This window comes from Bradyrhizobium liaoningense, assembly GCF_018130785.1.
GTDB lineage: Bacteria > Pseudomonadota > Alphaproteobacteria > Rhizobiales > Xanthobacteraceae > Bradyrhizobium > Bradyrhizobium liaoningense_A.
The window spans coordinates 26,741-40,085 of record NZ_JAFCJT010000020.1 but is presented as its reverse complement, the minus strand read 5'-3'; the positions used below and the strand labels follow the sequence as shown (position 1 = coordinate 40,085).

Genomic DNA, 13,345 nt, shown 5'->3' with positions numbered 1-13,345 from the left:
TTTTCGATGAAAATCCTTATCACGTCATCCCTCTATCCGACGCCGTTGGCACCGAAGGTGGTCGGGGGCGCGGAAACGTTCGTCCGCCGCCTCGCCGAGACCCTGGTCGGGCAGAACGACAGCGTGGAAGTGATACGTGCTGCGTCCGCATCGAACCAGCAGATGGAGACCTGCAACGGCATCGACGTGCATTCGGCGCCCGTACACAACATCTATTTTCCTTTCGCCAAGCAGCACAGCTCGCCAGTGCGCGGCATCTGGCACGCGATCGAGGACTGGCAGACAATGTCGGAACTCGTTGCGGCGCGCATCAAGGCCTTCAAGCCTGATATCCTGCACTCCAACAATCTCTCCGGCCTGACGACGGCGGTATGGCGAACCGCGGCGGAACTGGGCGTGCCCGTCCTGCACACGCTTCACGACTATTATCTCACCTGCCCGCGCTGCTCGCGCTTCTCGGACGGGCATGCCTGCGAGTCGAGCTGCATGAGCTGTCAGGTCCTGACCTTCCGCCGTCGCGGGGCGACGCGGCATCTGAACGCCGTCGTCGGCGTCAGCCAGCGCATTCTCGACATCCATACCCAGCTCGGCCTGTTCACGCAGACGCCGTTGAAGATCGTCATTCGAAACGCCTCGACCGCCGACGTCGGCAACGCCGAGACCGCGATGGTTGATGGCACCGTCACGTTCGGCTTCATCGGACGCTTGACCGAAGAAAAGGGCGTCTACAATCTCGTTCGCGCCATCGCGACGATCCCGCCCGAACGGATTCGGCTCGTCATCGCAGGCCACACAACCGAGAGCCAGCAGAAGCAGCTCAAGGCGCTCGCTCCGAATGCACGGATCGAATTTCTCGGCTTCGTACAGCCGAAGCAGTTTTACGAACAGGTGAACGTCGTGGTCGTTCCGTCGGTCTGGGAAGATCCCTGCCCGCTCGTCGTCGCCGACGCACAGGCCGCCTGCAAGCCCCTGCTCGGCACGCCGTTCGGCGGCATCCAGGAGGCGATCAAGCCCGGCGTGACCGGCTGGCTGACGTCGCCCGATCCCGCCTCGATCGCCAAGAGCATTTCGGCGATCATCGAAGCGCCGCAGCAGATCGTGGAGATGAGCGAGCGATTGAAGTCCGGCATCGACAAATGGGTTTTTGACGACGTCGTCGCCGGCTATCGCAACGTCTACGACGAGCTCACGCGCGGCCGCGGCACGCCTCGCACATAGCCGAATCTGACGCAGATGCCGCCAATGGCCCTCAACCATCCCGCCATGTTCTTTCTCACGCATTGCCAGACATGATCAGCCTGCTCGCATTCGGCAGCTATATCTACCAGAGTGCGTCCGCGATCATTCTGATCTTCGCCGTCAGCCATATCCTCTCGCCGGCCCAATACACCTCGTTCTCGCTGGCGCTGGCGACGAGCCAGTTGTTCTGCGTCTTCGTGTTCGAATGGCTGCAGCTGGCCGGCGTTCGTTTCCTTGCCGCAGCTTCCGGAGAAGAGGCCGCGCGCCTGCGGTTCTCGCTGTTCAGCGCCGGGCTGCTGAGCGCGCTGGTGCTGCTGCTCGTCGGCAGCGTGGCGGGACTGCTGGGCACGCTCGAGACGAGCGTCGTCGCCCTCGCGCTGGCGATGGCCGTGCTGCAAGGCGCCACCGACCTCTATTTCATGATCGTCCGCGTGTCCGACCGGCTGGGGACCGCGTCCGCCCTCCTGATCCTGCGCGCCAGCGTGCTTCTGGCCGGGGCCGTCGCGGGTGCGCTGTTCCACGGCACGGCTGCAGCGACGCTGTGCGGCATGGCTGCGGGCTACGGTGCGGTGCTTCTCCTGAGCCTGGTCGTGCATCGCACCTCGTTACGGCGCGCGTCGCGACAAGCCATGCTGACCGACTGGGGCAATTTCTGCCGCTACGGCATCATGGCCGCGGCCGCCTCCGTCATTCATCTCGCCGTGCCCGTCACGCTGCGCCTGATCGTGATCGCCACGCTCGGCCGGGCGTCGACGGGAGCTGCCGGCTTCTCGATGGCGATCGACCTTTTGCAACGCCCGTTCTCGGTCCTGGTGGCCGCCATTCACACCGTCTGCTATCCCAATGTCGTGGTCCAGTTCGAGCGCGGCGTCGACGGCGAAGCCCGCAGGGCGACCGCCCGCATGCTCGAGTTCATCCTCTGCGCGACGATCGTGATGCTGGGCGGACTGATCGGCCTCCTGCCAGACGCGGCGCATCTTTTCGTGCCCGGCGATCTGCTGGTCGATTTCCTCGCCGCGGCGCCGGTCGCGGCGATCTTCTACTTCCTCCACACCCATCTTCAGGCCACGCTCGCGATCGTGCCGCATCTGACCAAATCGGCCACACGGCTGGTGGTCATCGCGGCGTGCCAGCTGCTGCTGGTGTCGGCGGCGTCCTCGATCGGAGCGATGCTGCACATATCGGTCGCCGGGCAGATCGCGAGCGCGGCATTGGCCACCGCACTCATCATCCTCTTCGCCAGCGGTCCGCTGATCCGGTTCAGGGCGGCGCCAAAAGCGCTGCTGATCCTGGAAGCGACCGTCGCGGCCGCCGCGATCGCGATGCTCGCGGCAGCTCCGTCGGATTCCCTGCCCTGGCTCGCGGGAAAGATCGTCTTCGCCGGCCTCGCCGTCGTTCTGGTAACGTGGCGAGGCGATCTGCTGGCCTCGGCGCGTAGTTAAAATTAGGCCTTCACCGCGTGAGCCAGCGGGTTGCCGCTGGTATCGCCGGTCAAACCGTAGATCCTGAGGGTCTCGTCGACCATCGGCCCGACACCGAAATATTGCTGGGCGCGCGCAAGCGCATTGCGCGACAGCGCGGCGCGCATCGCGGGGTCGGCCACCTTCTCGAGCGCACCGGCGAGCGCATCGACGTCCTCGAACGGCACGATGAAGCCGGTCTGTCCCTGGATGATCTGGTCTGAAGCACCGCCCGCCGGGGTCCGGACCGGAACGAGCCCCGTCGCCATGGCTTCGGCAACGCCGAGCGGGAATCCCTCGAACCGGCTCGGCAGCGCGAACACGTCGGCGGCCCAGAGGATTTCGCGGACGTCGCCCATGAACCCGAGGAACTTGAAGGTGTCCTTGTCCTTCTCGCCGGCGAAGGCGAACGACTTGATTTCATTCTCCCGCTCGGCTCCGCCGCTGCCGACGAAGTAGCACTTGATGTCGATCGGCGACGGACTGGCGCTGTCGCGGATCTTGCGCGCCGCCTTGATGAGCAGGTCGTGGCCCTTCACCCAGGCGAGACGGGCCGCCAGCAGGCACATGAACTCACCGTCGGCGACGCCGAACTTCGCGCGCGCATCGCGGCGCTCGGCATCCGAGGGCGGACGGAAATGAACCGTGTCGACGCCGCCATAGACTTTGGCGATCCGGTTCTTGCCGAACAGCACGTAGCGCCTGAGATGCCGGAGCGATTCCTCCGACATCAGAATGAGGGTATGGGGAAAGAAGAGGTTGAAGAACAGGACCTGAACCGGGCTGAAGGTCGATTGCGGCGCATTCTGCACTTTCTCGATGTTCCCGAGCACCGAGGGATGATAGGTCGCGACGCAGCGCGCGCCGGTGAGCAGCGCGAGCAGCCTGCCCCACATCAGCATGCCCAGCCCGTGGACGTTGATCACGGTGATGTTGTTCTTCCGGATCAGCTTCAACAGCCGCATGAAGATCGACAGCGAGGGCAGCTTCCGAAGCCCGGGAACGACGTGCCATTCCCTGACGGCAGCCGCCAGCTTCTGACGCTTGTATTCGGATTTCTCGTCCGAGCGCACGGCACCGGAGACCAGGTGGATCTGCACGCCCCGGCCATGCAATCCCGTGGCCAGGGTCTCGCAATAGGATGCAATCCCATCATTGCAATTCACGACCTCAACCAGAAACATGACATTCGGGGCGGGATCTTGCATGGGAATGGCCTTACTCCGTTCAATCAACGACATTTCGGTCAGTGCTTAGCGGCAAATTCCATGCCGTGCCAGCGGTTTGCCCGCAACAGCGTTGCGCGCCTAACATATTGACGTTGCGGATCTGCGACACTCCATGCCGGCACCGGGCGACGTCCGAAGTCCGCGTCTCGCGTTCGGCTCCTTCCGCCGGAAGTCGGCGTTCCCATCGAATTCCGCAAGCAACGCCCGGTTGAAACGTCCCCCGGCCCATTGCCCGCCGGACCCGCGACCGATTGTCCCGCCGTCAACGCGCCGCTCGTCGCCCCACGTGCACACAGATTGGACCTTTAATCCGGTCGGTGTCGCTCGTTCGACTGACCCTACACCACAACGAGGCGCGTCTTCATCGGACGAAAGACAGACTCATATCCTTGTGCATTGACATCGACACGAGCGTCGCAGCGACCAGGAGAGAAAACAAAACTCTGGTATCGAGTTCCATAGATTTACTTTCTCGCTTCCGACTGCACGCGGGAAAATTCGGAAGCGCGCTGCAAGCCTTCAGCGCCCGAGCAACTGTCACATTCGAAATTCGATCGACATTTTTTTGCGGCCGTGACTCTCAGGCAACTCAATCCGCCCACGCCACAGGCTTAACGGCGCCTAACACAATAGATTCGAAGCAAGAGATTCGAAGCAAGACTGCTCGCGCGACAAGCAAATGCGTTTCGATTAGGCACCAGCACAACATCGATCGAACATCGTCGTTGCATCGCCATTCGAACGTCACGCTGCAAGCACATTGCCGTGGTCTTCATCGATCTATCTCAGTCCACGCAGATTCGTGCGCTGTGGGCGTCGCGCAGGAAGCGTCGGTGAGAAAATCTCCGGGTGCTTCCATTTTTACCGATCTCACCAACTCGAAAAACAGAGATTGGCCGATACGACAGACGCAGGCGGCACCGAACTCTCGCGTTTCAGAAAAGGCTCCGAAATACCGATGACTACCGCATCACCAGATCAGACGATCCTGTCGGCGAGCACCTTTGTCAGTTCCATCGGCGTCAATGTTCACGTTGGATATTCATGGGGCGCCTACGACAACCTCGCCCTCGTCGAGGACAATCTCAAATATCTTGGGGTGACGAAACTGCGGGGCGGACTCGCCACGAGCCCGGAAGCGCAACCGATCGTCGAGGGACTTGCGAAAGACGGTTACAAATTCGACCTGGTGGTTCCGTCGGGCGTTCCCGCCGGCGGCGCGGATGCGCTCCAGTCCTATTTGGATTCCGTAAAGGAGTTCGCGGCCAGCCACCCCGGCAGCGTTATCGCGCTGGAAGGCCTCAACGAGGTCAACATCCAGGGGTTCAGCTACAATGGGAGTTCGAGCATCGCGGCCGCGGCGCAGTTCCAGGCTGTCTATTACAGCGCCATCAAGGCGGACGCCGCGCTCAAGGACATCCCCGTCTACAACCTTTCGATCGGCTACAACGACCTGGCCGATTACGACAATCTCGGAAACATGTCGGGGTCGACCGACTACGCCAACTCTCACGCCTATGTCAGCACCGGACTGACACCCGAAACCGCCCTCGAACAATTGCTCGGTAACGCCACCTCGGTCACCGGCGGCAAGCCGGTCGTGATCACGGAGACGGGCTATACCACGAAGAGCGACACGCCCTATGTCGGCGCCAGCGAGAACGTGCAGGCGAAATCGATCCTGAACACGCTGGTCGACGCCTACAAGGACGGCGTCAGCTCCACCTATCTCTATCAGCTGCTCGACGCTTCGGGGAGCAACGACCCCACAGACTCCGAATCGCACTGGGGTCTGTTCAACAGCGACGGAACTCCGAAGCTCGCCGCGACCGCAGTCCACAATCTGACGACGATCCTGGCCGACGACGGCAAGGGTGGCAATACGCCGACCGCGTCACTGAACTATACGCTCGACGGCCTGCCTGCGAGCGGGAACAGCATGGTTCTCGGCAAGAGCAACGGCGCCTATGAGCTGGTGGTCTGGGCGGAACCCAAGGTCTGGAACGACGCGACCGACACCGAGATCTCCAACCCGACGACGTCGGTTACCGTCAACCTGGGCAGCGTCCACCACCTGATCAACGTCTACGACCCGTTAAAGGGCAGCTCGCCGATCGCCACCTACACCGATGTCAGCCAGATCGTGGTTCCGATCACGGATCATCCCCTGATCATCGAGATCGACGCTCCGGCAGGAGACGGCGCGACACCGCCCGCCGTGACCGATGTCAGCGGAACCGCTGAGGACATCGTGTCGCAGATGTCCGACCTGAACGCCTCGGATTCGCTTCAGACCATCACGCTCACCGACACGCACGTGCTTCCGGTCGCCTCGATCGCGACCATGGAGTACATGATCTCGCACTACACCAACGCACTGGGGGCAATCCAGGGCGGCTACCAGTTCTCCGTCACCAATTCGACCGATACCTGGAGCGTGACCAGGGTCTACGACTCCTCAGCAAGGCTTGTATCGACCAGCACGTCCAACTTCACGGACGGCGTCATCACCAGCAAGGTCACGCTCAATACCGACGGCTCGTCGGAGAACATCGCCTACACCGACGGCAAAATGGTGCGCGACGTCACGGTCTCGTCGATCGGCGACAAGGACACCAAGACCTACGACGCGAGCGGCACTTTGATCGCGGACCTCGTCCAGAACAAGGACGGATCGTCCTCGAACACGCTCTACTCGGCCGGCGTCAAGACCAAGATGTATGTCACCAATGCCGACCGCACGCATGACAACTACTATTACAACATCACCGGCCAGTCCTACACGACCGAGCACGACCAGCTCGATGCGGGCGGAAAGCTGCTGTCCGTCGTCCGCACACATGCCGACGGCTCCATGGCCTACAGCCAGGTCTTCAACAGCGACGGCAGCAAGGTCACGACCCAGTACGACGCCACGGGCCACAAGACCTCGGTGATCACCGTCACGTCGACGGCGACCACGACCGACTTCTACACCACGGCCGGCGCGCTCAAGCAGACGGTCGTTCAGACGACCTCCGGCAACGTGACCACGACGAATTACAATGGTTCGCTGCTGGTGTCCGTCTACGTGGTCAATGCCGACGGGTCCAAGGAGTCGAAGCTGTACGACGCCAAGGGCATCATCGCGAGCGACCTGCTCCAGAACGCCGACGGCTCGTCGTCGAACACGGTCTATACGGCGGGCGTCAAGACCAAGACCTATGTCACCAACGCCGACGGCAGCCGCGACAACTATTATTTCAACATCACCGGCCAGTCCTACACCAGCGAGCACGATCATCTCGATGCAAGCGGCAAGCTGCTGTCCGTGAGCCGAACCCACGCCGACGGCACCATGGCCTACAGCCAGGTGTTCAACAGCGACGGCAGCAAGGTCACGACCCAGTACGACTCCACGGGTCACAAGACCTCGGTCGTCACCGCGACGTCGACGGCTACCACGACCGATTTCTACACCACCGCCGGCGTACTCAAGCAGACGGTCGTCCAGACGACCTCCGGCAACGTGACGACGACCAACTACAACGGCGCGCTGCTGGTGTCGGTCTACGTGGTGAACGCCGACGGCTCGAAGGACTCGAAACTCTACGACTCCAACGGCGTCATCGCGAGCGACCTCGCTCAGAACAAGGACGGCTCGTCCTCGAACACGCTGTACACGGCCGGCGTCAAGACCAAGGTCTATGGCACCAACGCTGACGGCAGCCACGACAACTACTACTACAACATCACCGGTCAGTCCTACACGACCGAGCACGACCACATCGACCCCAGCGGGAAGCTGCTGCTGGTCAGCCGCACCCATGCCGACGGCTCGATGGCCTACAGCCAGGTGCTGAACAGCGACGGCAGCAAGGTCACGACCCAGTACGACTCCACCGGTCACAAGACCTCGGTCGTCTCCGTCACGTCGTCGAGCACGACGACCGACACCTACGATCCATCATCCGGAGTACTGAAGCAGGAGATCGTCAAGACGAGCTCCGGCACCACCACGACGAACTACAATGGCACGCTGCTGGCGTCGGTCTACGTGGTCAACGCCGACGGGTCGAAAGATAGCAAGCTGTACGATTCCAGTGGCAAGCTCGCCAGCGATCTGGTCCAGAACAAGGACGGTTCGTCCTCGAACACGGTCTATTCGGCCGGCGTCAAGACGAAGCTCTATGTCACCAATGCCGACGGCAGCCATGACAACTCCTTCTACAACATCACGGGCCAGAGCTATACGACCGAGATCCAGCACCTCACCGCGGCCGGCACGCTGACGACCCTGACCCGACTTCATGCCGACGACACGCTTGCCTACAAGCAGGTGATCAACAGCGACGGCAGTAAGGTCACCGACCTCTACGACAGCACCGGTCACAAGACGAGCGAGGTGCACAACGGCACCGACGGATCGACCACGACGGACAACTACAATTCGTCCGGTGACGTCACCCAGCATGTCGTCAAGACCGCCGGCGGCGATGTGACGACGACGAACTACGCGAACGGCTTGAACGCGTCGATCTACGTCGTCAATGCCGACGGCACCAAGGAGACGAAGCTGTTCGACAGCAGCGGGAGCCTCACCAGCGACTACGTGCTGAACAAGGACGGCTCCAACTCGACCACCGTGTTCACGTCGGGCGTCAAGACCGCGGTCTACGCCAATAACGCCGACGGCTCGCACGACAACACGATCTACAACATCACCGGCAAGAGCTACGTCACGGAGCAGCAGCACATCGACGCTGCGGGCAACATGACCTCGATCACCCGTTCGCACGCGGACGGCACGCTCGACTACACGCAAGTCGTCAAGTCGGACGGCAGCAAGGTCAGCGACGTCTACGACAGCACCGGGGTCAAGACGACCGAAACCATCAACAACGCCGATGGAACATCTGACGTCTTCAAGTTCAAGGTCTCCGGCCTGCCGGGCGCCGTCGAGCACGACAGCTACAATAGCAGCGGCTCGCTGCTCTCGATCGACGTCCTCAACACCGACGGCACCCACGCCGTCACGGCGGTGACTGCGGGACTGACACTGGCCGGCGGAAGCGGAAACGACATCTTCTCCGCGGCACCGGGCGCGACCACCGTCATGTTCGACGGCGGCAACGACCAGATCAAGAGCTTCCACGCCGGAACCGCATCCAACCACGACACGATCGAAATCCTGAAATCACTGGTGGCGGACTACAGCCACCTGCAGATTTCGCAGTCAGGCTCCGACACGCTGATCCAGCTCACTTCGGCAGATTCCATCCTGTTGAAGAATGTGAATTCGACCACCCTGGATCACGGCAACTTCCTGTTCGTCTGATGCCGAACCAGCTGGCAGGTTCCCCCTGCCAGCTGAACAGGACGACGGGAGAAGCAGCTCAGTGCGGCCGCGCCGGTGTGGCCGCACCGACGAAGATGATATCCTCGGCCAGCAGCGGCAGCCGCCGCAGCAGCATCGACTTCAGCGTTCCGGCGCGCATGAAGGTGGCCATCTTCACCTCGACTGGCGCATAGCCGGCGTCGATTGCGACCTTGGCGATCGTATAAGGCGTGAAGAAGAACCGGTGATCGCTGTTGATCGTCTCGACGTTCTTCAGGATGCCCTTGATGTTGCCACCCCTGAAGGCATTCGGAACGGTGATCACGATCTGATCGACGACGTCGCCGTAATTCTCCCTGAAGCGCGACAGGAACGAGACCGGATTCGGAATGTGCTCGACGACTTCGCCAAACACGGCGATGTCGAACTTCCGGCCGGATATTGCCTCGATCTTCTGGCCGGACGTCACGTCGCCCGCGACCATGTTGTCGAGCCCGGAAATCCGCGACGCCTCCCGCACCGCACCCGCATCGATGTCGACGCCGATGGTGTATTCGGAACATTCGGTGATCAGGCCGTGCAGCCAATCCCGGTTGTCGATCTTTCGTTTGATGAGCGGCAGATGGTCACAGCATCCGACATGCAGGACTCGCTTGCCCCGACAGAGGTCCACGAGGACGTCACATCTGTATCTGACGTCGCCGTCGCCCCGATACTGCACGACGATGGTGTCTTTGAACTTCGAGCCGTCGAGATAGGGATAGACCTGCGAAAAATCCGTGATGATCGACGACATTGGCTTGCTTCCTGTGTCTGATACGTTTCCAGACACAACTTTACATGGCAAGCAATCAGAATTGTGACCGGGTTGCGCCCGCGGAATAAACGGATCAACGGGAACCCGCGCCGTCGGTTCGCGTTCCGTCAGGCGCGCAGGCGACCTGGTGCTTCCGAGCGCACGACCCGCGCTGGTGCTCCCGCGGCGACGGAATGCGGCGGGACGTCACGCGTCACGACCGCGTTGGCGGCAATGTTTGCTCCTGCACCAATCGAAATCGGGCCAACGAGCACGGCACCGGTGTAGATGACGGCACCGTCGCCGATGGTCGGGCAACCCGGTTCATCCCAGGCACGGCGGCCGAGCGTGACGTTGTGATACAGCATCACGGAACGACCGATCCGCGCCCCCTCGCCGATCACGACGCCGGTCGGATGCGGCAAGATCAGCCCTGGACCGATCTCCGCGAGAACCGAGATGTAGCAGCCGCGCCGCATCAGCGCCCGCACGAGCAGCCAGGTGATCTGATGTCCCCAGCGTGTCTGGAATCGCAGCATCTTGGCGATGCGCCAGGTCGTGATCACGGCAAAGCCCGGGCTCGTCAGCAAGGCGACGAAAGCGGCTCCGACACCGGACCTGCCGGTGTTTGCCATCAGGTCCTCGCGCCACGGAATTCCCGCTTGGGACTTGCTGCTCATTTCCTCAACTGATGACATCAAACGATCTCTACTAACCTGCCGAGGAAACATTCGCCGGTATCGACGGAACCGACCCGCCGAGCAGCGACTGCATGCTGTTCCAGATACGACGCCTGAATATCACGTAGCTGCCGAGCACGATCAGCCCGTAGACGGCCGTCGCCATCAGCCAATGTGACAGGTTTGCGACGTCTCCCTTCGTGGCGACGAGCGCGCACAATGCGCCGAGCGCGGTGGCGACGGTGGCCGGCATCAGGGCGCCGAACAACGATGCATAGGGGATCGCGCAGTTGCGGGCACCAATCATCAACATGAGGGCGCAAACCAGGATCGATACCATCAGGTACACGACGGCCACGGCCGTGAGCCCGAACGGCAACGCGACGACAAAGGCGAGGATCATGCTGGCACTGTTGGCGGTGCTCACCCAGAACTGGAGCCGGGCCTTGTCGTGAGCCAGCAGGATCGGCCCGGCATAGGCCGCAATCGACTGTGCCGCGCCTGCGGGCGCGAGGATGGCTATCAGCGGCAGGACCTCCTGCCAATGCGGCGAGAGGAACGTCGCAACGGGATATTTCAACCCGAATGTCAGATAGATCATCGCCGGAAATGTGATCATCGCGGTCATGCCGAGCACCGCGCAGATCGCCGCCCTGCGCCGTTCCTGCTCCCGCTCGCCGTTCATCCGGCTCAGGGTGGCCATCAGAACTCCGCCGCCCGGCCATGACAGGATCATCAGCGGAAGCGTCATGAACTGGAAGGCGAGACCGAACAGGCCGACCGCCGCCGCGCCCAGCTTGGCTCCGATCATGAGATTGCCGACGTTTCTCGCAGTGAAGTTGAGGACGTTTGAGGCCAGCACCCAGCCGCCGAACGACAGCATCAGGGCGACGCCGCGCCATTTGAAGCACAGATGGATGTGGCGCCTGGTGTTCACATAGAAGGCGACGGCGCGCACCACCTGCATCAGGACATAGTATGCGATCAGCGCCCAGATCCCCCATCCGAGCAGGGCTCCGGCCACGCCCACCGTCGCGGAAGCCAGAGCCGCGCCGGCTTCGATCAGGGCGATGGTCCGATATTGCAGGGAACGCTCCAGGACCGCGCGCGGCCCCATCGCAGAAATGGACAAGACGACCGAACCGGAGAGAGCAGCCAGCACGGCCGGGAGCCCCTGCATGTCGACGGCAGCCCCCAGCGGTTTCGAGGCGGCGGCCAGCACCAGGGCACAACCAATCCCGATCGCGACCATCAGAGTCGTCGCCGCGCCGGCTTCCTCGCGGGTGAGCGACGTCCGCTGGATCATCGCGCTCGACAGCCCGAGATCGGTCAGCATGGAGATGAAGGCGATGAACGGCAGCGAAAACGCCACGAGCCCGAATTCCGTGGGCGTCACGAAATAGGTGATCAGCAGCGTGATGAGGAACTGAACGGCCGACTTCACCACGTTCACGCTCGACATCGAGAGCAGATTCTTGATGATCATGACGTCTCTCGTACGTGATCCGGCTGAAACGATTGCGAAGGGATGGGCTCAGGCGACATAGCGAGCTTCACGGCGAACTCCGAACAACAGGCCCCGCAGCGCCGGATCGAGCAAACGGCGGAGTCTCACTTCGATCAGCTCGTAACTGACGGTTCCCGCGATCAGTGCGGCAATCAGGCCAAGGCCCGCAAACCCGACCCAGAGGAGCCAGAGGTTGACGCCATGCGCGGCCAGCTTCATTCCGATGACCTGCAACGGAAATAGCGCGAAAGGATGGACCAAATAGAGGCTATAGCTGATCTTTCCAAGGAACTGCAGGAATTTGCCGCTCAAAGCGACGGCAATACCGGAGTCCGGAGCAAGGACCATTCCAAACAGCACCGCGCCCGGCAGCAGCCCGACCAGCGGATGCACATATTCGATCGACACGTACATCGCGATCCCGCAAAGCACTCCCGCCAGCAATCCGGGCCAGCCGACGACGCGGATCCGCAAATCGATCAGGCTGAACAACAGCCCGACCAGAAAGAACGCGGCGATCGGCCGAAAGGCAATGCCCGCGAGACCGAGCAGGATGAACGGCGCCGCCAGCAGCCAGTTCCTCCGTCGCACCAACATCACGAAGATCACGGCGAACAGAATGTAGAACGCCCATTCGTAGCTCAGGGTCCACGCATTCTGCTGGCCGATCGGCAATCCCAGGGCGTCCGGCAGGAATGCGAGATTGACGAAGAACAGCTTGAGATAGGTCGGCAGATCAATCCCCTTGAAGAACTTGTAGCCAACTAGCGGGCCTGCCGTGAACAGGATCAGGTGCAGGATCACGAACACGGGAAGGATTCGCAGAGCGCGATCGAGAAAGAACTTCCCGACGCTGCGGTGACGCATCAGGCTCGCCGGAATCAGGAAGCCGCTGATCATGAAGAACAGCTCGACCCCGTGCCCGCCCAAGTTGACCGTCGATTCCAGCCACGGCCAGATCGGAGGCAGGAAGCCCGCCAGAAGCGGCATGTCCTGGAGATGCACGATCAACACGGTGAGCGCTGCGACGCCGCGCAGCCCCTGGATCGCCTCCACGAAATTCTTGCTGTCTGCGCTCACCGCCGCGATCCGATATCAAGATGAAGGAAAGTTGCGG

Annotated in this window: 8 protein-coding genes; 3 read left to right on the top strand and 5 right to left on the bottom strand. The window is 62.0% G+C overall.

Going from position 1 to position 13,345, the window contains the following annotated elements:
* The first annotated feature begins 6 nt into the window (after positions 1 to 6).
* Both JQ627_RS29375 and JQ627_RS29370 read left to right on the top strand, forming a co-directional pair.
* Positions 7 to 1,218 (top strand): glycosyltransferase family 4 protein, encoded by a 1,212-nt coding sequence (locus tag JQ627_RS29375; RefSeq protein ID WP_212487866.1) that lies wholly within the window; start codon positions 7 to 9, stop codon positions 1,216 to 1,218.
* Between the two features lie 71 nt (positions 1,219 to 1,289).
* Entirely contained in the window at positions 1,290 to 2,681 is a 1,392-nt protein-coding gene (locus tag JQ627_RS29370; RefSeq protein ID WP_212487865.1) for a hypothetical protein, read from the top strand.
* 2 nt (positions 2,682 to 2,683) lie between these two features.
* Here the strand turns inward: JQ627_RS29370 and JQ627_RS29365 are convergent, their stop codons facing one another.
* The gene (locus JQ627_RS29365) at positions 2,684 to 3,907 is read right to left on the bottom strand and encodes a glycosyltransferase family 4 protein (RefSeq protein WP_212487864.1); all 1,224 of its coding nucleotides are present in this window, start codon (positions 3,905 to 3,907) and stop codon (positions 2,684 to 2,686) included.
* Positions 3,908 to 4,886: 979 nt separating this feature from the next.
* Here JQ627_RS29365 and JQ627_RS29360 point away from each other — a divergent pair.
* A complete protein-coding gene (locus JQ627_RS29360) occupies positions 4,887 to 9,245 on the top strand; it encodes an RHS repeat protein (protein ID WP_212487863.1) in 4,359 nt (1,452 codons plus the stop codon).
* 58 nt (positions 9,246 to 9,303) lie between these two features.
* Here JQ627_RS29360 and JQ627_RS29355 read toward each other — a convergent pair whose 3' ends face one another.
* The 4 genes from JQ627_RS29355 to JQ627_RS29340 all read right to left on the bottom strand — a co-directional run bounded on the left by JQ627_RS29355 (position 9,304) and on the right by JQ627_RS29340 (position 13,308).
* Positions 9,304 to 10,041 (bottom strand): bifunctional 2-polyprenyl-6-hydroxyphenol methylase/3-demethylubiquinol 3-O-methyltransferase UbiG, encoded by a 738-nt coding sequence (locus tag JQ627_RS29355; RefSeq protein WP_212487862.1) that lies wholly within the window; start codon positions 10,039 to 10,041, stop codon positions 9,304 to 9,306.
* A gap of 128 nt (positions 10,042 to 10,169) precedes the next feature.
* Complete coding sequence (locus JQ627_RS29350; protein ID WP_249143478.1) at positions 10,170 to 10,676, bottom strand: serine O-acetyltransferase; 507 nt, start codon at positions 10,674 to 10,676, stop codon at positions 10,170 to 10,172.
* A 76-nt stretch (positions 10,677 to 10,752) separates the two neighbouring features.
* Positions 10,753 to 12,207, bottom strand: a complete 1,455-nt coding sequence (locus JQ627_RS29345; protein WP_212487860.1) for a lipopolysaccharide biosynthesis protein — start codon at positions 12,205 to 12,207, stop codon at positions 10,753 to 10,755.
* A gap of 48 nt (positions 12,208 to 12,255) precedes the next feature.
* Positions 12,256 to 13,308: an acyltransferase gene (locus tag JQ627_RS29340; protein WP_212487859.1), complete on the bottom strand. Its 1,053-nt coding sequence runs from the start codon at positions 13,306 to 13,308 to the stop codon at positions 12,256 to 12,258.
* Between the last annotated feature and the right edge of the window lie 37 nt (positions 13,309 to 13,345).

Coding starts and splice junctions, on each gene's coding strand:
- JQ627_RS29375 (WP_212487866.1), top strand. CDS start 7: ATGAAAATCCTTATCACGTCATCCCTCTATCCGACGCCGTTGGCACCG.
- JQ627_RS29370 (WP_212487865.1), top strand. CDS start 1,290: ATGATCAGCCTGCTCGCATTCGGCAGCTATATCTACCAGAGTGCGTCC.
- JQ627_RS29365 (WP_212487864.1), bottom strand. CDS start 3,907: ATGCAAGATCCCGCCCCGAATGTCATGTTTCTGGTTGAGGTCGTGAAT.
- JQ627_RS29360 (WP_212487863.1), top strand. CDS start 4,887: ATGACTACCGCATCACCAGATCAGACGATCCTGTCGGCGAGCACCTTT.
- JQ627_RS29355 (WP_212487862.1), bottom strand. CDS start 10,041: ATGTCGTCGATCATCACGGATTTTTCGCAGGTCTATCCCTATCTCGAC.
- JQ627_RS29350 (WP_249143478.1), bottom strand. CDS start 10,676: ATGGCAAACACCGGCAGGTCCGGTGTCGGAGCCGCTTTCGTCGCCTTG.
- JQ627_RS29345 (WP_212487860.1), bottom strand. CDS start 12,207: ATGATCATCAAGAATCTGCTCTCGATGTCGAGCGTGAACGTGGTGAAG.